Source organism: Acinetobacter sp. BIGb0196 (assembly GCF_011759595.1).
Lineage (GTDB): Bacteria > Pseudomonadota > Gammaproteobacteria > Pseudomonadales > Moraxellaceae > Acinetobacter > Acinetobacter guillouiae.
The window spans coordinates 626,475-651,115 of record NZ_JAAOZA010000002.1 but is presented as its reverse complement, the minus strand read 5'-3'; the positions used below and the strand labels follow the sequence as shown (position 1 = coordinate 651,115).

24 protein-coding genes are annotated in these 24,641 nt (G+C 38.6%); 7 read left to right on the top strand and 17 right to left on the bottom strand.

Annotated features, from left to right (window positions below; all coding sequences use genetic code 11):
* Positions 1-158: 158 nt before the first annotated feature.
* Together FHR28_RS15820 and FHR28_RS15815 are read right to left on the bottom strand one after the other, a co-directional pair.
* A complete protein-coding gene (locus FHR28_RS15820; protein WP_004718259.1) occupies positions 159-878 on the bottom strand; it encodes a metallophosphoesterase in 720 nt (239 codons plus the stop codon).
* Positions 879-892: 14 nt separating this feature from the next.
* On the bottom strand, positions 893-2,323 hold the full coding sequence (locus tag FHR28_RS15815) for a tetratricopeptide repeat protein (RefSeq protein WP_151956636.1): 1,431 nt from the start codon (positions 2,321-2,323) through the stop codon (positions 893-895).
* A gap of 169 nt (positions 2,324-2,492) precedes the next feature.
* Here FHR28_RS15815 and FHR28_RS15810 point away from each other — a divergent pair, with 169 nt between their 5' ends.
* Complete coding sequence (locus FHR28_RS15810; protein WP_056516700.1) at positions 2,493-3,362, top strand: EamA family transporter; 870 nt, start codon at positions 2,493-2,495, stop codon at positions 3,360-3,362.
* 230 nt (positions 3,363-3,592) lie between these two features.
* Here the strand turns inward: FHR28_RS15810 and FHR28_RS15805 are convergent, their stop codons facing one another.
* From FHR28_RS15805 to truB, 3 genes are all read right to left on the bottom strand, one after another.
* Positions 3,593-4,054, bottom strand: coding sequence for a hemerythrin domain-containing protein (locus FHR28_RS15805; RefSeq protein ID WP_056516695.1), 462 nt, complete (start codon positions 4,052-4,054; stop codon positions 3,593-3,595).
* A gap of 164 nt (positions 4,055-4,218) precedes the next feature.
* Positions 4,219-4,986, bottom strand: coding sequence for a sulfite exporter TauE/SafE family protein (locus FHR28_RS15800; RefSeq protein ID WP_166783040.1), 768 nt, complete (start codon positions 4,984-4,986; stop codon positions 4,219-4,221).
* A 131-nt stretch (positions 4,987-5,117) separates the two neighbouring features.
* Positions 5,118-6,023, bottom strand: coding sequence for a tRNA pseudouridine(55) synthase TruB (gene truB / locus FHR28_RS15795; RefSeq protein WP_166783039.1), 906 nt, complete (start codon positions 6,021-6,023; stop codon positions 5,118-5,120).
* 138 nt (positions 6,024-6,161) lie between these two features.
* On the opposite strand from truB, the gene FHR28_RS15790 reads away from it, so the two are divergent.
* The 3 genes from FHR28_RS15790 to FHR28_RS15780 all read left to right on the top strand — a co-directional run bounded on the left by FHR28_RS15790 (position 6,162) and on the right by FHR28_RS15780 (position 9,790).
* Positions 6,162-7,196 carry a lipase secretion chaperone gene (locus tag FHR28_RS15790; protein ID WP_166783038.1) on the top strand — a complete coding sequence of 345 codons (1,035 nt, stop codon included), beginning with the start codon at positions 6,162-6,164 and terminating at the stop codon, positions 7,194-7,196.
* Positions 7,197-7,585: 389 nt separating this feature from the next.
* Positions 7,586-8,560: an esterase/lipase family protein gene (locus tag FHR28_RS15785; RefSeq protein WP_166783037.1), complete on the top strand. Its 975-nt coding sequence runs from the start codon at positions 7,586-7,588 to the stop codon at positions 8,558-8,560.
* 261 nt (positions 8,561-8,821) lie between these two features.
* A complete protein-coding gene (locus tag FHR28_RS15780) occupies positions 8,822-9,790 on the top strand; it encodes a lipase family alpha/beta hydrolase (protein ID WP_166783036.1) in 969 nt (322 codons plus the stop codon).
* 70 nt (positions 9,791-9,860) lie between these two features.
* Here the strand turns inward: FHR28_RS15780 and rplS are convergent, their stop codons facing one another.
* The 12 genes from rplS to ispH all read right to left on the bottom strand — a co-directional run bounded on the left by rplS (position 9,861) and on the right by ispH (position 21,134).
* The gene (rplS, locus tag FHR28_RS15775; RefSeq protein ID WP_004718278.1) at positions 9,861-10,232 is read right to left on the bottom strand and encodes a 50S ribosomal protein L19; all 372 of its coding nucleotides are present in this window, start codon (positions 10,230-10,232) and stop codon (positions 9,861-9,863) included.
* Positions 10,233-10,504: 272 nt separating this feature from the next.
* Positions 10,505-11,245: a tRNA (guanosine(37)-N1)-methyltransferase TrmD gene (gene trmD / locus FHR28_RS15770; protein ID WP_004818651.1), complete on the bottom strand. Its 741-nt coding sequence runs from the start codon at positions 11,243-11,245 to the stop codon at positions 10,505-10,507.
* A 42-nt stretch (positions 11,246-11,287) separates the two neighbouring features.
* Positions 11,288-11,836 (bottom strand): ribosome maturation factor RimM, encoded by a 549-nt coding sequence (rimM, locus tag FHR28_RS15765; RefSeq protein ID WP_004718282.1) that lies wholly within the window; start codon positions 11,834-11,836, stop codon positions 11,288-11,290.
* Positions 11,837-11,863: 27 nt separating this feature from the next.
* Positions 11,864-12,121, bottom strand: coding sequence for a 30S ribosomal protein S16 (gene rpsP, locus FHR28_RS15760; RefSeq protein WP_004718284.1), 258 nt, complete (start codon positions 12,119-12,121; stop codon positions 11,864-11,866).
* Between the two features lie 145 nt (positions 12,122-12,266).
* Positions 12,267-12,695 (bottom strand): type IV pilin protein, encoded by a 429-nt coding sequence (locus FHR28_RS15755; RefSeq protein ID WP_166783035.1) that lies wholly within the window; start codon positions 12,693-12,695, stop codon positions 12,267-12,269.
* Between the two features lie 4 nt (positions 12,696-12,699).
* Positions 12,700-13,242 (bottom strand): type IV pilin protein, encoded by a 543-nt coding sequence (locus tag FHR28_RS15750; RefSeq protein WP_166783034.1) that lies wholly within the window; start codon positions 13,240-13,242, stop codon positions 12,700-12,702.
* Entirely contained in the window at positions 13,226-17,329 is a 4,104-nt protein-coding gene (locus tag FHR28_RS15745) for a PilC/PilY family type IV pilus protein (RefSeq protein ID WP_166783033.1), read from the bottom strand. Before FHR28_RS15745 ends, FHR28_RS15750 begins: the two co-directional genes overlap by 17 nt.
* Positions 17,330-17,346: 17 nt before the next feature.
* A complete protein-coding gene (locus FHR28_RS15740; protein WP_166783032.1) occupies positions 17,347-18,153 on the bottom strand; it encodes a pilus assembly PilX family protein in 807 nt (268 codons plus the stop codon).
* A complete protein-coding gene (locus FHR28_RS15735) occupies positions 18,150-19,046 on the bottom strand; it encodes a PilW family protein (RefSeq protein ID WP_166783031.1) in 897 nt (298 codons plus the stop codon). The genes FHR28_RS15740 and FHR28_RS15735 overlap by 4 nt, the downstream gene beginning before the upstream one ends.
* A 1-nt stretch (position 19,047) precedes the next feature.
* Entirely contained in the window at positions 19,048-19,563 is a 516-nt protein-coding gene (gene pilV / locus FHR28_RS15730) for a type IV pilus modification protein PilV (protein WP_166783030.1), read from the bottom strand.
* Positions 19,560-20,042, bottom strand: coding sequence for a GspH/FimT family pseudopilin (locus FHR28_RS15725; RefSeq protein WP_166783029.1), 483 nt, complete (start codon positions 20,040-20,042; stop codon positions 19,560-19,562). Before FHR28_RS15725 ends, pilV begins: the two co-directional genes overlap by 4 nt.
* 141 nt (positions 20,043-20,183) lie before the next feature.
* The gene (ispH, locus tag FHR28_RS15720) at positions 20,184-21,134 is read right to left on the bottom strand and encodes a 4-hydroxy-3-methylbut-2-enyl diphosphate reductase (protein WP_004818634.1); all 951 of its coding nucleotides are present in this window, start codon (positions 21,132-21,134) and stop codon (positions 20,184-20,186) included.
* A gap of 134 nt (positions 21,135-21,268) precedes the next feature.
* Here ispH and gmk point away from each other — a divergent pair, with 134 nt between their 5' ends.
* From gmk to FHR28_RS15705, 3 genes are all read left to right on the top strand, one after another.
* Complete coding sequence (gene gmk / locus FHR28_RS15715) at positions 21,269-21,889, top strand: guanylate kinase (RefSeq protein ID WP_004718300.1); 621 nt, start codon at positions 21,269-21,271, stop codon at positions 21,887-21,889.
* Between the two features lie 121 nt (positions 21,890-22,010).
* The gene (gene rpoZ, locus FHR28_RS15710; protein WP_004718302.1) at positions 22,011-22,292 is read left to right on the top strand and encodes a DNA-directed RNA polymerase subunit omega; all 282 of its coding nucleotides are present in this window, start codon (positions 22,011-22,013) and stop codon (positions 22,290-22,292) included.
* A 212-nt stretch (positions 22,293-22,504) separates the two neighbouring features.
* Positions 22,505-24,616 (top strand): RelA/SpoT family protein, encoded by a 2,112-nt coding sequence (locus FHR28_RS15705; RefSeq protein WP_004818632.1) that lies wholly within the window; start codon positions 22,505-22,507, stop codon positions 24,614-24,616.
* Positions 24,617-24,641 lie beyond the last annotated feature (25 nt).

The following is a 24,641-nucleotide window of genomic DNA, read 5'->3' as shown; positions in this document are numbered from 1 at the left end:
CTTATGTATTTAATAGTTAATGCTTTTATATGTATGTATTTTTTAATTAAAGACTTATTTTTTCCACTACACAGATAAAATTTAAGTAATAGCCATATAAAATTCACTGCAATGAATAGCCTGAACTCTTAAAAATATTTAAACAATAATAAGCAAAATTATGACTTCAGGACAAACACTTGTTTTTCTATCGGGCGGTGATGATCTATTTCAACAAGGCTTAACTCACTTCCAAAACAAGCGCCCGTATCTAGAAAATAGCAATTATGCTTCTTGGTGACAAAATCAACCACGGTATGACCTAGAAAAACCTGCTCCACACCGACAACTGTTGAATAACGCATAAAGCGTTTATTTTTAATTCGTCCTCTGCCCCATAACGCCAATTCGCGACTTTTAGATCGTGTCGCAACTTTAAACGCATCCCAATCATTTAGATCTATATCGGCATGCACAAAGCCATACTTCTTATTTTGATAAATGACTTCTAACAGTATGGGTAAAGTGTTTAATTGATCGATGACTTGTTGCTGCTGATCTGGACTTAATGCATAAAACCATTTTCCACCATGATGCGCATGCATATCTTTCATCATCGGATCGATCTGCGACAATAAACACATTTCTTCATGATTGCCTAAAACAGCTTTAAACCAAGGCTCTGCAAGCAGATGCAAACATTTCAAACTGTCAGGACCACGATCAACAAGATCCCCTACAGCAATCAATAGATCCTTTTCAAAGTTAAATTGAACACGTTCAAGCTGTTGCATCAACAAATCATAACAACCATGTATATCACCTACCACAAACAAGCGACCTGTCTCATGGGTATAGGTCGCTACATGCGCGAGCTTGTGTTGCGATAATTCAGACATAGACTGATCTTTGATTAAAACTCAATTGAAGCTGCTTCAATATGCTGGTTTTCTTTGGCTAAATCCAAATATTTGCTGGCAGTTTTTTTATTTTTACGCACCCCGATCCCATCTTTATAAATTTTAAATAATTCAAAATAAGAGTCGATATCACCATGATCGGCAGCTTGTTTAAACAAATCTGCACTTTGGGTTAAATCAGCCTCTACACACTTACCTTCCTGATACATTTGTGCCAATAAGAAGAAGGCACGTGGAACTTTCAACTCTTTGGCTTTGTTTAACCAGAATAATGCCCCATCCGCATTGTTTTGACGTTGCTCAAAAATTGACATACACAGCATGGCCTGAACATGGCCTTTCTCTGCAGCTGAATTTAATAATGGGAGGTGATGTTCATGTTCTAAAGGCAGTAACATCGACAATTCAAACTGGGCATCTGGATGGTTTTGCATTGCAGCACGTTCTAACCAAGAAATACCCTGATCAAGATTCTTCTCAGTTCCCATACCATAGCGTAAACACTGTGCTAAAGAGTATTGAGCTGGAACATTACCTGAAACAGCAGCATGCGATAATAGATCAAAAGCGAGTGCTGCATATTCTTTCTGCTTTTGCTCAGTTTTGGCATTTTCCGAATTTTTCAACAGTGTCACTGCAGCTAAATAAGCAGATTCGATATGTCCATTTTTTGCAGCTTTAAGTAAAAACTCTTGCACAACTGCCGCATCCGCTTTAGCACTTTGTTGTTCAATAAGTGCGCGAACATAGCAGCCAAATGGATCATTATGTTCTTGCGCGATATCGGCATATTTTAAAGCAGCATCAAGATTGTTCTGTTTTAAATAACTAAACGCCAATAAAGCACAGGAAAAATGGTCTTTTTCAGCGATTTTTAACAATTCATTTTGTACTTTGATCGAATCAAACCCTGAAAACTCTACAAAAAACTTCAGGCTGTTTTGATGCTGATTTTTTAAATAATTGTTTAAAAGTAATAAGTATGCTGACTGTGGATCCTGTGATAATTGTTGTTGTGCATAAACAAAAATTGCTTCTGGATGATTCAATTGAACTGCTTGTTGCAAATGCATTAAAGCTTGAGCTTTTGTCAATTGATTGGTTGCATTGTTCAAGCCAAGATAAGCAAGTTCTAAATGAGCCAGTGCATGATTAAGCTTTGCTGCATGTTGAAAAAAAAGAATAGCTGACTGCACACTTTGATTTACATAACGGCCTAAAACATGCCACTGTCCTAACAAAGTACTTGCAGGTGCAAAATTCTGATTAGAGGCATTAACCAACAAATCAACACGCGCTTGAGCGTCTTGCTCATTTTGAGCAAGACCTTGTTGTTCTAATTTAAGTACATCGATATACCAAGCTTCTGCTTGCTCTGTTGCATTTAAGCCTAAATTTTCAGTTTTATTGGTATTTCCTGACATCTTTTATTCCTAACACATGTGCCATTGCAAGTATAATCATTCCCATCTTACAGAGGACTCGGCTGAATCTCAAAGGGAAATGTTGAATCAATATTCATCTATTCGCGAAATACTCAAATAAATCCGAGAAAGTGTTAAAATCTGTGCAATATTTTTCCTCACCTTAGATATGCCAAATTCTCAACTCACTGCTGTGCTCTTCATGGTTTTATCTATGGTGGCTTATCAGATCAGTGCCTCATTTGCGAAACAATTATTTGAGGTTTTAGATCCGATTACCGTCGTGACCTTAAGATTATGTTTTGCGTCTATTTTAATTATTTTAATGTTCCGTTCATGGAAAATTATCAAGCGTTTACCTTACCTAAGATGGAATGAGCTACTTTATTATAGTGGTTCAGTCTGTTTGATGAATGTGCTGTTCTATGCCTCTTTAGGCAAATTGCCTCAAGGTATTGCTGTTGGATTAGAATTTTTAGGGCCTCTGACTTTGGCACTGCTCTCGATTAAACAAAAAACTGACTATATTTGGGTATTTCTTGCCATCATTGGCATTGCTTTGATGGTGCCTTGGCAAGATGCGACCGCACATAACTTTTCCTATCTTGGTGCTGCCTTTGCTTTAGGTGCGGGTGTCTGTTGGGCAAGTTATATTTATTTTGGGCAAAAAGTTGTACGACAAAATATTGGTATGCATGCACTAAGTATTGCAATCGTCTTGTCTGCCTTGGTTATGCTACCAATTAGTGCTGTACATAACCCAGATGCCTTGCTACAAACACAGTACTGGGGCAAAGCTTTGCTGATTGCACTTTTAGCAACCGCGATTCCGTATGCCTTAGATCTGCTTGCTTTAAAACAATTAAGCAAAATGAGCTATGGTACTTTATCGAGTCTATCCCCTGCACTTGCCGCAATTTCAGGTATGGTTTTACTGAATGAACATATTACTGCTTGGCAAACCGTTGCTTTAATCTGCATTATGATTGCCTCGGTAGGGGTAACATTTAGAGCGGCGAAAAGCTCAAATGCTCACTAAAACATTCTCAATACTGACCCACTGCCAGTCATATAGAATCCCGACCATATTTACGCGATCTTAAGGAAGAGAAGATCAGCGTAAATATATGATGGATGAGAAGCATCTCATTAACTTAAAAAATTGTAAATATCGTTCAGCAATCTGCTCATCATTCTCTAGGTACTTTATAGCTTCAATTTTATTTAGTTGCCTTTGTAGACAAGTCAACGAAATACCAGCCAACAGACTTAGCCAACCAAGCGGATAAGGTCTTTTGCTTTATACTTTTTATATTCCGATAAATATTTCTTTGCTAAGATTAATTTTTGATTTTCATCTAAAATCTTTAGCGCTTTTTGAAAAAAAGAATGCTCTTCTTGATGAATATGATGCGCGATGATTTCAGATAATCGTTTCGCTAAAACCAGCCAGCGAGAGTGGCTAAAATCTGTTTGTTCTAGCGATTGTAATATTTCATCCATCTCATGATGTTCAGCCAATGCCAAACGGGTAATATTTAAACCTGAATCCGTCATCATTAACGGAATATAAAAATAGCGATCTTCTGCAACAGCATGGGCAAATAATTCATTTTTCAATAAATTAAAAATTTTCCTTCGTTCAGGACTATCGCCTGAGGTATGTGTTAATTGTTCTGACAAATCCTTCTGAATGATATGGCTTTCTCTCAAAGCCTCAAATATATTCATCTAAATCCCTCTTTTTATAATCCTATTTGATATTTACCTTCCATTGCTTCGGTTTGTGATTTTTCGATCAAGAAACCAACAATCTTAGAAGACAAATCAAAAAAAAGCCTTACAAAATTTAAGCTTTTTTGTATCAAAAAAAATTAACCAGAGAATCTAGCAAATTACGCGACAAACATTTGATAGGCCAAGCGACAAATCAAAATGCTGACCAAAATCAAAAATAGAATACGAATAAAACCACTGCCATATTTCAGTGCCATTTTCACACCAACCAATGAACCACACACATTGGCAACAGCCATCAGCAGGCCCAATTGAAATAACACATGTCCAGTGGGAACAAAGAAACTCAGTGCGGCAAAGTTGGTCATGAAATTGCCAATTTTGGAAAGCGCCGATGCGTGCAAAAAGTCAACTTTCAGATAACGAATAAAATAGAAGATGAAAAAACTACCTGTACCTGGCCCAAATATCCCATCATAAAAGCCGATCAATAAACCACCCACACCCGCGATCAATAACATTTTACGCGTGATTTCTTGTTGAAAATGGACTTGTCCAAATTGCTTCTTAAAAAATGTATAGATTGCGATCACAATCAGCATAAATAATACAAATGGCCGCAAAATTTCTTGGGGGATCAGTGAGACACAAGCAGCACCACCAAATGAGCTAATAAATGCAGTGATTCCAATCACTGCCAACAGCTTCCACTGAATTTTGACTTGTTTTAAATATGAAAAAGCAGCCGAAGCTGTTCCACAAATCGAAGCCAGTTTATTGGTTCCAAAAACTGTGGCGGTAGGATAATGCGGTAAAGCACCCATCAATGCAGGAATTTGAATCAACCCTCCACCTCCAACAGCGGCATCAATTGCCCCTGCACAAAAGGCAAAGAATACTAAACTGAGGATGATATCAAATTCCATAACATTCACTTATCTTTTAAATGCGTCTATTAAAAAGGCGCTGAGAGACTTAACCTTGCTTTGGCTTAATCCTGCTTGAGCTTAATCAGGCTTAGATTTAAACTGAGTTATTTTCTAACAATGAAACGAAATTAAAGGTTTAGCACGCGTTTAGGCACTAAACGCTTTTTATCGGTAATTTCAGCCAAGCCTAAACATTTATCACCATCAAAAACCAAGACTTCAGCTTCGGCAACATGCTCAATATTACTTTCCATACCACGGCTAAAATATTCCGCACGTCCTTCAGGTACCTGAACTTTAGGAAAATGATCAATTGGTGCATAGACAGGCAGCAACAAAGCTTCACGTGCTTGCTCAGTCAAGCTTTCCAAATGTTCAATGGTATATTCCGGAATCAAATCAAAATGACCAGTTTGAGTTCGATTTAAGTATGTTAAATGCCCGTAAGTTCCCAATGCTTTAGCAATGTCTTCACCCAAAACTCGAATATACGTTCCTTTAGAGCAGGTAATATCTAAGGTCAGGCTGTACTGATTAAAAGCAATCAGTTCAATGGCAAAAATATGAATTGGCCGTGCCTCACGTTCAATCTCAATTCCCTGACGCGCCAACTCATATAAAGGACGGCCTTGTTTTTTTAAGGCTGAATACATTGGCGGAACTTGTTGAATATCTCCGGTAAATTGCGCCAAAACCTGTTGAATACTGTCTTGGTTTAATTCAGGTACAGCCTTTTCAAGTAGAACTTCACCTTCGACATCACCCGTGGTCGTGCTATGCCCAAGCTGAACAGTCGTTTGGTAACGCTTGGTCGAATCTAACAGATAGTGTGAAAATTTAGTCGCTTCACCTAAACAGATTGGTAAAAGTCCAGATGCCAAAGGATCAAGTGCCCCTGTATGCCCTGCCTTTTGAGCACGATACAACCACCGCACTTTTTGTAGCGCCGCATTTGAACTTATGCCTAAAGGCTTATTCAATAAAAAAACACCACTGATATGGCGACGCGGTATTTTCTGAGCTTTTGAAGACATATTGGTCTGGATACGGAGAATAATGCGCTATTTTAGCAAAAACCATTCGTCTATTTTTACAAATTTTCTGTTTGAAATTTCGAATTCTGTGGCAAATTATTTTTTCAATAAAAAATCTAAAAATAGTAGGAATATTAGATGGATCTATCTAAAAAAATGATTGGGATCATCATTGGTAGTCTCTTGATCATTCTTATAGCCGTGATTTTTTGGCTAAAACCTAATACAGAATCGACTGAAACACCACCAGCTTCTGAAAAAGCACTCGAACAACAGATGGGGCAATTGGCCTCAACTCAGCTCCCAGCATCTCAAGCACTGGGCTTTGCCAGCAAAAGCCAACAAGACACGCAAATTAATTGCCAAATCCGTGCAGATGCCTCCAATCGTTTAATTGTCAATGAACAGACCAAAGATTGCTTTGAATATTTCATCACCCAATATGGTGAAAAAAGCATTGAGCAAATCAAAACCGATTTTCTCAGCTATACCAAAATCAGCTATAAAGAGCCTGTGTTATCGCAGTTAAATGATCTCTGGACACGTTATATTGATTACAGAAGTAAATTAGGTGATTTACAAGCACCTACCGCAGATAAAGAGAGTGCAAAGTATTATCAACAGATTTTAGTCAATACTAAAAATTTAAGAAAAAAATTCTTCTCAGATTATGAAATTCAAGGCTTATTTGGCACACAAGATACCTATGATCAATATACGGTAGACCGCCTAGAAATTATGGATAATCAAAAATTATCTGCGGCTGAAAAAGCACAAAAACTCAAAGAGCTTTTCGAGCAACTCCCCGAAGACTGGAAAGAGAATTTACAACAACTCAATCAACTTGAAGACTTAAGAAAGCTGACAGCAGAGATCAAGGCGCGTGGTGGTTCTGCACAAGAGATCCGTCAAATGCGCACCAATTTAGTGGGACCAGAAGCGACACAACGCTTAGAAACGCTTGATGTACAAAGAAATGATTGGAAAGGCAAAGTTAATCAATACCTTGCTGAACGTGACACTATCCTCAAAAGTAATCTGAGTGATTCAGCCAAACAGCGTGCTGTAGAACAATTGAAATCACAACAATTTGCAAATCAACAAGAGCAACTCAGATTACAAACTTTTGAAACTGTGCATGATCAAGGAGGCAAATTACCCTTTGCAAATTAGCCATGGAATACATAGCACATCGCTAAAATGATGAAAAAAGCGAAAACAAAAATATTTAGATTATGCGTTTATAGCACGTTTTATGGCTTGAGTTTGCAAGCCAGACTCAAGGATCTCTGTACATTTATGACTCAGGGATACCTACAAGTCTGCTGATACAAAGTGGAAAATAATATTAACAACCATCTATAGGGAGGACGCACACAAACTAAAAACTTGCTCGGGATTGACACGATTTTAATGCAACTTGCACCTTTGGTTTAGAGCAATAACGATAAAGATGGTATGCCAATCGCTTGAGATCATAAGGGTTGTAAGCAAATTTTAGCTTGCAACATAGACTTCATGTCAATCAACAATTCACTTAAAAACAACAAGAGTATTTTAATATGAAATTTAAGATCAATATTTTCGCCCTGAGTTTAATCATTGGATTAAGTTCGATGACTGCATCTGCATCTGGCTTACAAACTGTAAATCCACGTTATGTCAGTTCAAACTATGCAAAAACCAAATATCCAATTGTATTTAATCATGGGATGTTCGGTTTCACACGTCTAGGGCCTTCATCCTTTGGCATAGATTACTTCTATCAGATCCTCCCTGATTTAGCTCGCAATGGCGCAAAAGTTTATGCGACACAAGTCTCCCCATTGGAATCGACACAGCTTCGTGGTGAACAGCTCTTACAGCAAGTCGATGAAGTCCTCGCACTGACTGGCTCACCCAAAGTCAATCTGATTGGACATAGTCATGGTGGTCCAACAATTCGTTATATTGAAATCGTTGCACCCACAAAAGTTGCTTCTTTAACTGCTGTTGCAGGGGCAATTAAAGGTTCTAAGATCGCAGATGATATTTTAAGTAACCGAGGTGCAAATACGCTTCTGACAATTTTTAGTCAATATATCTTAGCACCTGTGATTACACTTCTCGAAGGTAATCCATCCCTCCCCCTCAGCCTAAATAACTCTTTACAAAGTGTGAGCGAACAAGGGGCTGCTGAATTTAATGCAAAATTTCCAAGCGCTGCGATTCCCAAAGACTGTGGTAATGGTCAAAAAGTAACAGCCAATGGTGTTTATCATTATTCTTGGACGGGTACAGCTCAATTCACCAACATTTTTGATGTTATGGATGGCGTCATTTCTACACTCGCGCCTTTGTCTTATAAAAATCTAGACAATGATGGCATGATGAATCGTTGCAATACCCATTATGGGCAAGTGATTCGAGACAATTACCGTCAAACACACATGGATGAAATCAATCATGTTTTAGGGCTACGTGGGTTATTTTTTGCGCCGAATCCACTTGCTCAATATCGTCAACATGCCAATCGTCTGAAATTACAAGGCTTGTAAATATTGCCGATGAGAGGCGATAAAATGTACTGTTCATTCAGTATATTTTATAGTTGAATAGTAAATGATTCTGGATTCAAATTTTATATTGAACATCGTATTGAATTTCGAATTCCAGAATCTGATTTGATACGAGATTAAAAAAACAAAGAAGCTAAGTTTGCGTTCCTGCAAACATGATCAGAATCGAGGCTTTACACTCAATACATTTAAAATTGAGGTATGTAAATCGCCCAATAATAAAATAGATGGAGTTTTAACATGAAATATGGACGTATTATCGCGAGTCTACTGCTGGCGAGTACATTATCAACCACATATGCATCTAATAATGCGCAAAAAGTGACTGTCAGTAAAGTGAACTCGGACTATGCAAAAACCAAATATCCTGTGGTATTTGTGCATGGTATGGCTGGGTTTATTCGTGCTGGCGATGTTTTAGGATTAGACTACTGGTATCAAATTTTACCAGATTTGGCTCGCAACGGCGCCAATACATGGGCTACACGAGTATCACCCTTTAATTCCACTGAAGTCCGTGGTGAGCAATTGGCTCAGCAAGTGGAAGAGATTCTGGCAATTACCGGCAGTCAAAAAGTCAATCTGATCGGACATTCGCATGGTGGTCCAACCAGCCGCTATGTCGCAGGCATCATGCCTATGCAAATTGCATCTGTGACTGCTGTTGGTTCACCACAAAAAGGTAGCCCTGTTGCAAACGTTATCTTAAGTATAGAAGGCACGCCACTTCAAGGTCCATTGGTGAGTGTGGTCAATTTATTTTCAAAAGCAATTGTCTGGGCGCAAGGTCTTAACCCGAAAGAACTTCCCCATGATGCGTTGGCAGGTGGGAAAAGTCTCACCATTGAGGGTTCTGCACAATTTAACAGTAAATTCCCGATGGGCGTTGGTACCACAGCTTGTGGTGAAGGGGCTTATCAAGAAAAAGGGATTCAATTCTATTCATTTACGGGCAATACCGCCGTCACAAATCTTTTAGACTTGGATTCTGCTCTACTTGGCACAAGTTTATTAATTAATGCTGGTCGTGATAATGATGGCTTAGTCTCAAGATGTAGTGCTAAATTCGGTAAAACGATTCGTGATGATTATCGTTGGAATCACTTAGATGAGGTCAATCAAATTTTAGGATTGCGTGCAATTTTTTCACCAGACCCAGTACAAGTCTATCGTGAACATACCAATCGCCTGAAACTACAAGGACTTTAACCTTTAACTGTAGCAAGAAACAAAAAATGCGCCAAATGGCGCATTTTTTAGCTGTAAAGCAAAGTTAAAATTAACCTTGTTTACGCGCTGGTAATTTCTCACGAATACGCGCAGCTTTACCAGACAATTCACGTAGGTAATAAAGCTTAGCACGACGAACGTCACCACGACGTTTCACTTCGATTTTAGCAACGATTGGAGAGTGAGTTTGGAATACACGCTCAACACCAACACCGCTAGAAATTTTACGTACTGTGAACGCAGAGTTCAAGCCACGGTTTTTCTTCGCAATAACTACGCCTTCAAAAGCCTGAAGACGCTCACGATCACCTTCTTTTACTTTTACTTGAACGATAACTGTGTCACCAGGAGCAAAAGTTGGGAGGTCAGTTTTTAACTGTTGGTTTTCAATTGCTTGAACTAAAGGATGTTTACCACTCATTGTGGGAATCTCCGTTTTGCGGGACAGAAGAGGTCTGCACAACCGCTGGGGATAGAGGCTAAATCGCGTATCAACCCGTTTATCTTTCCCTTTATTGCTGATGTTATTCAGATCAATAAAGAGCCTAATATAAGTACTTAATCATAAGTATTTTCTCGAAGCCGACTTCTTATGGAACTCACATTCCGCAGGACAACAATGATGACTTGTTGTATTCCTGATAAGAAGTACAGCTTCTGACGTGCGTTGAAACAAACATAATCAATGCTTGCCTACCCTCGCTCATCTTTTAGCCATTTTTTTTGCTGCTTGGTCAACTCAACTTTTTCCACCAACTCAGGTCGCCGTTCTAAAGTGCGTTGATAGCGTTGCAAAAACCGCCATTTCTCAATATTGGCATGGTGCCCTGACTTAAGTACTTCAGGAACATCCAAACCTTCAAAATGATCTGGCTTGGTATATTGTGGGCAATCTAAAAGACCATCCACAAATGAGTCCTGCACTGCTGATTGTTCATCTGACATGGTATTCGGCAAACGTCGAATAATACTGTCCAATAAAACCATCGCAGGGAGTTCACCGCCTGATAATACGTAATCTCCAATCGACCATTCCTGATCAACATATTTTTGGATCAAACGCTCATCAACCCCCTCATAACGTCCACACAGCACAATTAATCCGTCATATTCAACAAATTGTTGTACTGCAGGTTCATTTAAGGTCTGCCCTTGCGGTGACATATACACCACAGGAACATGAACTGCACCTGCTTGCTTTGCAAGCTCTTTTGCATGGTGGATTGCTTTTGCCAACGGCTCAGCCATCATCACCATACCAGGACCACCACCAAATGGACGTTCATCCACTCGTTTGTAGTTACCCTCAGCAAATTCTCGCGGATTGATACAATGAACTTGTACAATGTCACGCTTTGCCGCTCGCCCGCTAATTCCGTACGCTGTAATCGCTTCAAACATTTCAGGAAAAAGCGTAATGACTGCAAAAAACATCGCAGACTCCTCTATTTTCCTGCTGCGCCAATCCTTATCGGATTAGAAATCTACACCCCAATTGACATAGATACGACCAGCTTCGAGATCAACGCGTTGTACCACATCTTTATGCCATGGAATCATTCGCTCTTCACCATCGATGCTATCTGCTGTTGCACGAACAACCATGACATCATTGGCGCCTGTTTCAAACAATTCGTGGATTTGACCAAGATTTACTTCCTGTTCTTCTTCATTCAGACCTAATACGATTAGACCTTTTAAATCAGACCAGTAATACTCGTCCACGCCTGCTTGAGGCAGTTGCGATTTTGAAATCCAAACATTCGCGCCAACTAAGCTGTCTGCTGCAGTGCGATCACTCACACTTTTCAACGAAACAACCAAGCCTTTACCATGTGGTTTCCAACGTTTTACGTCTACAATTTGCCAACCTGCTTTGGTTTCAATGTACCAAGGGAGGTAGTCAAATATGTTGCTCATAGGTTCTGTATTGGAATAGACCCAGAGCCACCCATTTAATCCATATGCTGAACGTAGCTGTCCAATCTGAATACGATCTTCGGGCACATTCTGTGCTGGTGTCATGGGCTTACTGCCTAATTAAAGATTTAATTATGCAGTAGCTGCAGCTTTCTTAGCTTGAGCAGCTAAAGAAGCAACACGTTCAGACGGTTGAGCGCCTTGAGCAACCCAGTGAGCAAAACGATCAGCATCTAAACGAAGTTTTTCTGCTTTACCTTGAGCTGTAGGGTTAAAGAAACCAATACGTTCGATGAAACGACCGTCACGCGCATTGCGGCTATCAGTTACGATTACTTGATAGAACGGACGTTTTTTAGCACCACCGCGTGCTAGACGAATTACAACCATGATAGAACCTTATAGTTTTTACGGATTATCCTTGTACCGACCATCGATACATTTCAAACCCCTTTCATAGAGGGCAATATTTTACGTTATCTTTGTCATGAAAGAAAGATCAAATTTTATTTATCCACAATTTTGAATTTAATTTTTATTTGCCGTCCCAATTTGTGGTTGCTGATGGGGTGCAAGTGGTACCTTTGCTCCAACATTTTTGGCCTTGGCTATCTAATCCGACATCACCATTTCCGGCTTGCTGAGAACCCGCTCTTGGAGCAGCATTTAAAGACCAAGTTAAATTATCTTTAGAAACTTCTAATTTAACTTTATATTTTGCTTCTCCAACACTTGGATAATCTTCTTCAAATGCTCCATTTTCCAATTTGGCATCTTTAAATGTCCCTTTCGCCATTTTATAATTGGATAAATTTCGGGCAATTTGAAGCATCTCGCTTTGTGCATCAACTCGGTTTGTTCGAACAATATATTCTTGATATGACGGATAGGCTATTGCAGCTAAAATTCCTATAATTGCCACAACAATTAATAACTCAACTAATGTAAATCCTTTCTGCTTCATACTTTCACCATGATGTAATCTCACTACCCGTACAAGCTGTAAAAGTAACACTGTCTTTGGTTTTACAACGAATCCCTTCGCTCGTCATAAGTAGATTATAGTTTTTAACATCAGTACTTTCAGCTTTGATTGCCCAATTTCGACCTCTATTTGCATCATCCTTTGAAGACAATTGTTTCCCACTTATTGGATCTTGTAGAGTGATTTTGTATTTTACCTGATCACCACTTGCTCCTTTCGGCAAGATAATTTCCGTCATTGCCTCAGATACACCATAGATATAATTTGGATCAAAACCTTTATAAGTGAAATTTTTGGCTTTATATCGCTCTAGCTGCTCAGCAATCTTTTGCATTTCTTGTTGAGCAGCGGATGCTGAAGCCCTACGGGTATACTCCGTATAGGCTGGGAAGGCTACGGCAGCTAAAATAGCAATAATTATGACAACGACCATTACTTCAATTAAAGTAAATCCAGATTGAACAATCGATTGCCTACGATCCGAATACATAGGCAAATTATTTTTTAACTTAACTTGCTGAAACATATTTCTCATACCACCGTATTGGGTTAAGGATACGTGTACATTCCCATTTACCAGAGCCTTGAATATTTCCAAGCATGGTTAAACTTCCACAACTATTTGGTTTATTTGAATTTTCACCAGGTCCTAAAGTAATCCCTCGGATACCCGCCCCAATAACATTTGTATTTTTACCATTCAGAATTTGAAAGCCTGACTTTTTATCTTCATCTATATCCTTTGTACCATCTAATTTCAAACATACACCATATGGCAAACAGAACTGCTGGGTATTACTTTCACCTACAATGCGTGGTTTGCATGGATCTTGTTGTGCTACACCTGTACCTTCTGGATCATATGTAGGTACAAATAAATAGTTAGTTAAAGCGATAGGTTCTTCTTCAAACGCCTTTATACCACCAGATGTTCTTCCTGATACATCATTTCCCGTATAATCACTAGAAAGAGAACGATACCAACCTTGTAGCCCTGTTTTATTATATGGAAAAAAGCTTGATGCAATTGCCCCAGATAGCGTTTGAGGATTTTTCTTTAAATCTGTCAGTACTAAATTAACTGTTTTTAAATCACTATCTGCAATCGTTATTAATGCCTTATTACTAAAATCACGATCAATTAACCCATAAACATTATTCATAGGTCTGTTTGGTATTGCTTTTGCAGGTAAGATTCCTTCTCGTCCAGTTAATGGCGTTACATCTAAAGGTGTACTACGATCACCTGAAGCAATCCCAACTAGAATAAAAGTGTCTGAACCTTGGGTATGTTTTGTTAAGGTTGGCGGTTGATAGAAGCGTGGTTGGTCTCCATCGGTTACTGTTGTACTGCCTAGATTTGCCAGTCTTACAACTCGTTTACCAAATCCAGAAACAGGTGTCCCTTTTGCATTATTTAAATCGGCTCTAAATACTTGCCCACCTAAATCACCAAAATAAAGATGATCAACCAGACCATCGCCATCACGATCAACAGTACTTATACGACTCACAATACTATGCGTCATAGCTGCATTATTAGAATCTGCACCTGCATTACTTGCATACCACAGAACAGAGCCATCATTCGCATCTATCATATAGACAGCATTACCATCTGCTTGTGCTTTCTTACAGGCAGCGCCACCATACTCCGCTGGATTTGCAGTATTTAATTTAAATCTTGGATTTTCATAGCATATATCATAACCACCGCCGATGATCATCACACGTTTGAATTTATCGCCATAACGTACATTTGCAAGTACAGGTTTAGACCAGGTTTGCCCTATGCGTACATATTTTCCACCTAAATCAGGTCCAATTCTAAATAAAAATTTTGGTGAATTAGGATTCAGTACATTTAATCCGTAATAACTTGTCCCCCCCATCCGCATACCACCATACACATTCATTTGCTTCGCTCTTACAGATGTTGTGTTTGAGCTTGTGCCAAATTCATATGCTGGATCGGCAACCCATGCACCATCTATTCCATAAGTGGCATCACCTGCTTCACTTCTGCGTAAGGCTCTTGAAGCATCATCTTTTTCTAAGATATCTGATGGAATAAAAACCATTTGTTCAGCACCTGTTGATCCATCAACAACACGTAAGCCCCCTTCCATACTTGAATAGAGTACAGATTGTGAGCGTACTGCTGTTAAATCACCATCTGCATCTAAATCACCAGAATAAGTCAGTTGAACAGGGAATGAGTGAATACTTGCCCCCATAGCAGTGAATGGGGAACTTGGTGGTGTTAATGTATCAGGTAAAGTTGTCGTTGTTGCCAAATCTAAGTCATAGCCAAGATAATTTAATATTTTAATCTTAAGTGGAGTGGAAAAATCTTTTACAACAGCTTGTGTCTTAAACCCTGTCAATAATGCTGCATTATTTGTAATTGGTTTATTTGTAACAGCCAATAAATTGCTATCTTTTGCAGAGATTTTTACAAGCTTCCCATTATTTACACTAGATACGTCTGTAAATAATGGTCTAAATAAATTAGGATTATCTGTTGTTGGCAAAGCTAATTTTGAATAAACTCCGCCTTTTTCAACAAGACCTAAATCAAATGAATTTGAAGCATTAAAAAGGTCTTTAGTATTTTTATTTAATGCACCTAGGTCATTAAAAATTGTTGTTGGTCCATCTTTTAAGGCTCCGCCATTAATTCCATACTTCTTTAAATTACCTTGCCAGATTAAATAATTTTTTCCAGGATCAGGTTTTAAAGCACGTAAATATCCATATGGTTGAAAACCATTTGGATTTAATGCGTCGACTGGCACAGAGATAGCACCTGTAGATAAAGGATCTGGTGGAGTATCTCCTAAAGAGTTGATAAACTGAATAACACTTAATGTAATATCTGTTGCTTTTGAGGCTTGGAAAAATCCGCCATTGCCGAAACCACCATCATAGTTATAGCCATCACTTCTTCCTGTTCCTGAGTTATTTTCAGTCGGTTTTGCAACTGATAAACTCCCAGCATATCCAGGTGAACACTTATCGTTAGGTTCTGCACCTGTTGCTGCATCTTTATATGCACGAGAACTTATTCGACAAGCATTTTGAATATCTGTAGATGCATTCAAAGGATCACCAGCAAACTCTGTACCAAACCCAACAAAAGCTGTTTGAATAGATACCCCTTTAGGATTCGTTACAGGATTAAACAATGACTTCGCAAATGCTCCCATACAACGCCAAGCACTGCCATCTGCAGTGTTTGATAAGTCATTAGAACAAGAAAATAAACTTCCTTTATCATTTAAAGCTTGCTGCATTAAGGCTGCAGCACGTTCATCGCTGGAACTATTTGGCTGTCCATCTGATAAAAAATAAACCCCCTGACCATCACATGATGCACTCTTATTTGCATCTGGTAATGGCGATTTATATAATGCATTAACATTTTCTGCTGCTCTATCAATTACGATATCAGGGTATGTAGCATCTTTTATAATTGAGTTTGGTATACCACTATCAGCATTTGGTATTATATAGTCGTAATAATCCCCAGAATAAAAAGTATCTGTATAGGTATCGAGCCAACCACCATTTGGTTGAATATTAGGTTGATTTTCCCAAACGGGTGAATTATTAGTTATTGCTCCATTGGTCCCCCCATAAGTCGTCGTAGCGCCACTCCAATACTTACATGTTTGCGCTAACGTATTAAGGTTTAGAGCATTTAGAGACTGACAATAGTACGTTTTATAAGTATATGTATAATTATATCGTCTGGAAGAACCGGAGCCTGTTGATAAAACTGTATAACTCCTAGTCATATATTGCATATCTCTTTTTATTCTATATTTTTTTTCTGAATATGTCGTTGTACCCATTAAATATGAAGCTGCTTCAGCATAAGCGGGTGCAGAAGGTGTACCACTCCATGCAGTCAATCCAGCAATTGCTGTTTTAAGAGCTTTACGTTGATCGCTTTCATTCTCTCCTAGTTTTTTAGCAGGGACTAAAATTTGTGCAGTTCTACCATCTCCTCCAGCTGAAAAGTTGCCAACACCAACATAAGCTGTTGAAATTTTTGCACTACTGCCCTTTAACAAACTTTGTGCAGCTGAATCAGTACTATCTAAGAACTGAAACATTCCATCTTTTAATCGAGTTATTCGATCATAACAACGGTATGCACCATTGGATTGTAATTCACACCCAGTTACTGTATTTGTGACTTTTGGATTCGTTGCGGCACTGTTTTTAGTTATATAACAAAAATTACGAGCATATTGAGGCGTTGTATTTGATAATACTGAATAAATTTTACCATTGGTGTAATTACTACCGCTATTCATGGTATTTGTATTACTACAAACACCATAATCCTGAGCCAAACTCATATCTTTGATTTGACTTGAAGCATATCCATCCCCATACCCCATACTTCCAGATGTATCTAGCATCATGATAATTGTTTTTTGCCCAGCTGAAGGTGCAGCATAAATCTGCAAGTCAGTCGCTTGAACAACACTAGATGAAAACAGGAAGGTACAACTGAAAGCCAAACTAAAAGCTGTAAAGTTTTGTTTTTTTAAATACCACACTTTTCTTATCAATGAGGTACTTTTAATTGAGTTTCTCATGTTAATTCCCCCAAGAATTATGGTTTTTCCGTTTGTGTAAATAAAGTTTGCAAATTGAATTCTTGCGTTTGGCTATTTACAGGAACACCTAAATCAACTAAACAATTTGCAATAGTTTTAAAATCTTTCGTTTCCACATCAGTATTATCACTAATATAACCAGGATTAGCGCTATCAATGCCTACACAAGCTTGGGCAGCTTTAATGTCTTTAGCGAATGCTGGAAAAATAGAAGTTGTCGTTACTCTTACTCTTTGTTGCTCGACTACATTTTTGGGTAGAATCGTTCCCGCACTTACGTTTGTTCCTTCACCCAATAAAGCACCTGGTGGTAAATCGGTGACTGCGTCATTTGGAATTTTTATTGCAACTTGAGTGACCACAGCCTCCCTATTACTCCCAAAATCTTTTGTTAAATCACAAAATGCAGCTGAACCACCTGAGGCAACTGTTGGTTTTGCAGTTTTATTTGCTGGTGGGCGAAGTGTTGCGACACTTTGTGATGCACCAAACTTTACTTTTGAGGTAGGTCTATAACAAAAAATATACTCATTGCCTGGCTCTAATTTACTATCTTGCAAGGCAAAGCCCACGACCCCGCTTAAGTCCACCATTTTGGATAAATCTGATGTATAAAATTGATTTAAAGGAGTATCTGCAGTTTGACTTAAGAACTGCCCCACCTGTGTATTTGTTGCAATGTTCAATGATGTCATTGCAGTACGAATAGCAAAAACACCAATCAAAGTAATAAGTATCAGCATGAATAAAACAACAATCAAGGTTGCCCCTCTTTGGGACGAAGCCAACAACATTTTACTCATAGTGGCTCTCCCATCGCATTTCTTAATGCTATTGTTGTTGTGTATTCACGTCTTAAATACTTGCTGCTTGTATTTTTTAACTTAACCGCTTCATTTAAAAAATTTATACTTGCTGTAGGATCAATTAACGTACTTTTCGTATCATCTTTTGAACGGACTAGTACTCCAACTTTAATTGAGACAACTCTTGGTGGTTTTTTATTTGCAGCTGTTGCAGTTTTGGCATCACTCATATATTTATCAATCGAGTAATAGCTTAGATTTGTTTTATTATTATTTTGTGTACCTAAATAAAATCTTAAATGATCTACACGGGGCATGATGATTTGACTACGTTCACCCATCCCCTTAATTTGAGCAATAGATGTCGCTGGTGGTGTATTTGCATCACAAGCCAGTGCATAGTCTGTATCATTCTGACCATTATCATCCTTACGTAAAAAATAACGTTGAAGAATATATTCCCCTGCTGCAACTTCAGCCCCTTCACAATTAAACATTTTATTTGGCGCTATGAATAAAATTGTTAATTGATCACTTGCCGCATTTACATTTGATACCCCACCTGCAGTCGTTAAAAACTTTGTATCCAAAGCAATAGGTAAATTAACGTTTCCAGTTGCTCCACTGGTTAAAACAACACCACCTTGATTAGTTTTATCATTTAACTCTGGATTATTTATGTTCCCATAATTCGCAAGTCTTATATCATGCGCCATATATTCCAACCCAAAAACACCACTATCTTGCAACTCAGCACCTGCTTGTTGTAAGCGAGTCGTGATCAGGCCACCTGTAAATAGTTGTAGAGCAGCAGCACTAATGATTAATCCTAAAGCTAGGGCAACGATAAGTTCAACTAAAGTAAAACCTTTTTGTAATTGATTTTTCATACTAATAAGCCTCCATCATGAGGCATTTGGCATTATTTACATATATTCCAGAAGAATCCATACAGGCTGTATAATTCCCGGCAGAGAATTTTGTTCCATTCCAACCCGCGAATAGACACTGCCGGTTTGTAGATTGAATACCAGGGCAAGTCGCCATCGTTATATTTATTCCAACATTAGAAGCAGATCTTGCAACTAAAAATGCATCATAAGTAGCCATTTGTTCAGCAGTGCATGTTGTATCAATACATGATTTGGGCTCACTTGGACTACTCGTAATCCCTGCATAACTTTGTACTTTTGCAGGGTAAAAAGATTGACCATTTGGATTAGCGCGAATGCTTTCAGTTAAACCTCTCAATAATAATGTCGCTTGAGATCTAAGCAGCGCTTCTTCACCCGCCTCTACCGCTTTGAGTTGTAAAGCAGCAAAACCCAAAACACCTATAGCAAGTAACACTAAAGCCACCAATACCTCAACCATTCCAACACCTGCTTGCTTATTTATAATTTTCATGAACAAGTTCCTAATGAAATATCAGATGCACCAGTAGAAGCGACAGTAATACTTTTAGACTTACTTTTTGCACACAAAGTAAATGTTTTTACACTTTCAACATTACCCATGGGTAAAAAAACTACTCCTGATACTGTTGATGTTACATTTGTACTGTCTGCTATATTTGCAAGAATTACTCTATTTTGAGCAATAAATTTATCACTATCCGCATTAGCAATAGTTTTTGTTACACATTGTTTTGCCGTAATTTGCGTACCCGCATTGTCTTTATTTGGGCAGACAACAACAGTTGAACGCAACGCAATAGCCCTACTTCTCCCCTCATTTAGAGCAAAGAGTATTTCTCTAGCACTATTATCTAAATTTTGTCTGGTAATATTCTCTGAAAATGAAGGCGCTGCAATCGACGCAATAATCGCTAAAACAGCAATCGTCACCATCAACTCAATTAAGGTGAATCCTCGATTTTTTTGCATTGCTCCCCCCATTGCAACAAAACGCTACCCTATTAAAAATCATAACTTAAATACTTACAAAACCAATACAAGTTGGATAAAAGGCATAAAAAAGCAGATAACTGAAATCTCAGCTATCTGCTTAAAAAATAAAGTTTAAATTTAAGCTTGCGTTACATGAATCCGTAGCTCTTTTGGTAAACTAAATGTGATGTTTTCCTCACGACCATTTAGCTCTTGTGGTGCTGTCGCACCCCAGTCTTGTAAACGTTGAATTACTTGTTTAATTAAAATCTCAGGTGCAGATGCCCCTGCTGTAACGCCGATCTTATGATTGGCGTTAAACCACTCCTGCTTTAATTCATCTGCGTTATCGATCAGATAGGCATGTTTCCCCATCCGTTCAGCCAGCTCACGTAAACGATTTGAATTCGATGAGTTTGGAGAGCCAACCACCAACACCACATCACACTGTGTTGCTAAATCACGTACAGCATCTTGGCGGTTTTGCGTGGCATAGCAAATATCATCTTTACGAGGTCCTTGAATCTGAGGGAATTTATTTCGCAAAGCATCAATTACTTTGGCCGTATCATCTATAGATAAGGTTGTTTGGGTCACAAATGCTATTTTTTCAGGATGATGTACTGTTAATGAAGCGACATCTTCTTCATCTTCAACCAGATAAATTTCACCGCCATTCTTTTTGTCATACTGCCCCATAGTCCCTTCAACCTCAGGGTGACCCTCATGACCAATCAAAATTGCTTCGGTTCCTTCACGTGCATATTTCGTGACCTCAATATGTACTTTGGTGACCAATGGGCAGGTTGCATCAAATACTTTTAAACCACGACGTTCTGCTTCTTGTTGAACAGCCTTTGATACACCATGTGCACTAAAAATAACAATATTATCGTCAGGCACTTCATCCAATTCATCCACAAAAATCGCACCACGCTGACGTAAATCGTCAACCACAAATTTGTTATGAACCACTTCATGACGGACATAAATAGGTGGATTAAAACATTCAAGCGCACGATTGACGATGGCAATTGCACGATCTACACCTGCACAAAATCCACGCGGATTAGCCAATACAATTTCCATAAAACCCTCAATGCTCACTTCAATGGTTGGATATATTTTATCGATTAAACACAAACAATGTGTAAAAACAGTTTTGTTTGTCTTCGCTCTACTCTAAAATAGAGAAGATATTTTATCATATCAGGAAAAATATCATGTCGGGTCTATTGTTTGTCGTTTCTGCGGCATCAGGAACAGGCAAAACATCTCTCGTTAAAGCGCTACTTGAGCGTGTGAGCAATTTACACGTTTCTGTTTCACATACGACTCGTGGTCAGCGACCTGGCGAACTCGACGGTGTTCATTATCATTTTACCTCTAAAGAAAACTTTCTCGATCAAGTCAATCAAGGTGGTTTTATTGAGTATGCAGAAGTTTTTGGTAATTATTATGGTACTGCGCAAGCAACTGTAAAAGACCAATTGGCGAAAGGCCATGATGTGCTACTTGAGATCGATTGGCAAGGTGCTGAGCAAGTTCGTAAACTTTTTCCTGAATCTAAACAAATTTTCATTCTTCCTCCAACGCAATTTGATTTACGTCAACGTCTCTCAAATCGTGGCACTGACTCTGTTGAAGTCATTGAACATCGTTTAAGTTGTGCTGTAGAAGACATGCAACAATATGTCAACTTTGAATACATCATCATCAATGATGATTTCAATAAAGCATTACATGACTTGGAATCTGTTATTAATGCCAATCGTTTAAAAATAGATCAACAGGCAAATCGTCATCAGGCTTTAATTACCAAACTGATTACACCACAAACTTAGATCTAAATACTTATGATCTAAATGCTTTCTAAATAAGCTTCGATTAAAACTTGAGTCTATGATGAAAGCATTTTATACTGCACAGTCTATTTAAAAAATTTGTATTCAAACGAGAATTCTTATGGCACGCGTAACCGTTGAAGATTGTTTAGACCATGTAGACAACCGCTTTGAGCTTGTACTAGTGGCAAGCAAACGCGCGCGTCAATTGGCACGTCAAGGCATTGAACCAACTGTTGAGTGGGACAATGACAAGCCGACTGTTGTTGCATTACGTGAAATTGCGATTGGTCATGTGACTAAAGATATCTTGAAGCAACGTGATCAAGATTACCAAACGTCTAGTCTTGACCTTGCTTTATCAGCAAACAATCTTAATCTTGAAGGTTTTTCTTTCCAGTAAGCTAAGCCTTTGAAAAAAGCCTAGTTTTTCAACTAGGCTTTTTTATTTCAATTATTTTGCAAAAAGTTTTGCCAATCAATCGACAAAATTCAAAATATTTGTTAAAAAAAATAGATATATTTGATGTCTAGAAATTGACAAGCGGCTCAATATGCTTTTCATTAAAGCATTAGGAAAAATATTTCAAATTTGTAATTTAAGATAGGTGTTCTATGCCAGGCCAACAGGTCAGCCAATCCAAGCAACAGTTGAATGTAATTATCGACGCGTACTTAAAACCAAGTGATGTCGAGCGAGTACTTGTGGCTTGTGATTATGCTGATATTGCGCATGATGGTATTACACGTAAAAGTGGTGAACCCTATATTTTACACCCGATTGCGGTGAGTTGTATCTTGGCACATATGCGTATGGATGCCGAAACGCTCATGGCAGCCTTATTGCACGATGTGATTGAAGATACAGATTTCACCAAAGAAGATATCACTGAAAAATTTGGTAAAACCGTGGCTGAATTGGTCGATGGGGTCACTAAACTCAGTCATTCCAGCGATAAAGAATATAATAAAGCTGCGTCTTTCCGTAAAATTCTTCAAGCCACCTTACAAGACCCGCGTGTCATTATTATCAAACTCGCCGATCGTTATCATAATATGACGACTCTAGGCGCTTTACGGCCAGATAAACGCGCACGCATTGCACAAGAAACTTTTGATATCTTTGTTCCTATGGCACGACTTGTAGGAATGAATGAGATGGCAGATAACTTAGAACATCTGTGCTATCAAAACCTAGATCTCGATATGTACAATGATGTACAAGAAAATTTACTCAAAACCAAACCAGAGCGCTGTAAATATCAATCGGTTTGGGAACAAAATTTAGCTGAGTTGCTCAATAACTATAATATTCAAGGGCGCATCAAAAAGAAAAACAATAATATCGAACTGTTACGCCACTTTGTAAAAAATGAAATCGACTTACAAGAGCTCACCCATAGCCATGCTTTTGAAATTGTTTTACAAAGCATTGCGGATTGTGATCGCTTGGTGGATGCCTTACGTGAAAATTTTCAAGTCATCGACTATGAAGACCATATCCGTCGCCCATTACCAGGCGGAAATCAGTCTTTAATGATCAAACTCAAAGGTGAACGTACCACGTTGTCCTTAACCATTCAAACCGAGCTGATGCGTAAAGCTGCACGCTTTGGTGTGGTTCTCGGTGAAAATGCGCCACAAGCTTGTCGTTCTGCGATCCAAGCATCGATGAAGAATTTAGATCTTCTTGTCGGTGGTGAATGTGCAAAAACCACATTTAGCGATCTACTTGATTATTTACATCAAGAAAAGATCTGGGTCTACACCCCACATGGACAGCTACATGAATTACCGCAAGGCGCTACAGCCGTTGATTTTGCTTATTCAGCGAGTTTATTTTTAGGCAACCATGCGGTAGGTGCTAAAATCAATGGTGAAATTAAACCGCTTTCAACCCCTTTGGTCAGTGGTCAGGTGGTTGAAGTCATTACCGATGTATTGGCAACGCCAAACCCAGACTGGTTAAGCTTTATTAATACCCAAAAAGCGCGCCGTGCGATTCAAAATATCTTGCGAGATCAAGATCCAGATGAACAACGCCTAGTGGGGCAACAAGCGCTCAATCGTGCTTTAAAACTGTTTAATCGCTCGACCAAAGACTTATCCGAAGCGGATTGGAAAGATCTATTAGAGTGGCGTCATGTGCCCGATAAAGACACTTTATTTGAACAAATTGCAGTGGGAGACCTACTACCACAACTGGTCGCTAACCATTTATTTGCCCAATCTAAAGCCACTGAAGAACATGCTTCAAATCGCCTCATCCAAGGTACAGATGGTGTCGATGTAAAATATGCACACTGTTGTAACCCAGTCTTGGGAGATCCGATTCAAGGACATTTATCCCGTCGTGGCTTAATTGTGCATCGTGCACGCTGTCATAACTTATTGCATGAACAACATTTACATCCTGAAAATATCATGTCTTTACAGTGGACATCGGAAGAAGATGAAGATGTGAACTTTAATGCTTATTTGAGTATTGATCTTATTTTAACCGATGAACAAATTTCAGAATTGATTTACTTATGTCGTAAAGCAAAAACTGGGGTTGAATCAGTACGCTCTCATGAAGATAAAACCTATGTGAATATCGTGGTGAATAATCGTAAACAAATTGCGCAAATCATTCGTGAACTCCGTATGCAATTTGGTTTTCCTCGTATTAGTCGAATGTCTATGCCAGTTTCAATTAATGAGACGCTAAAAGCAAAAGCGTGCTAAATTAAGACCTGTAATGTTTATCGAT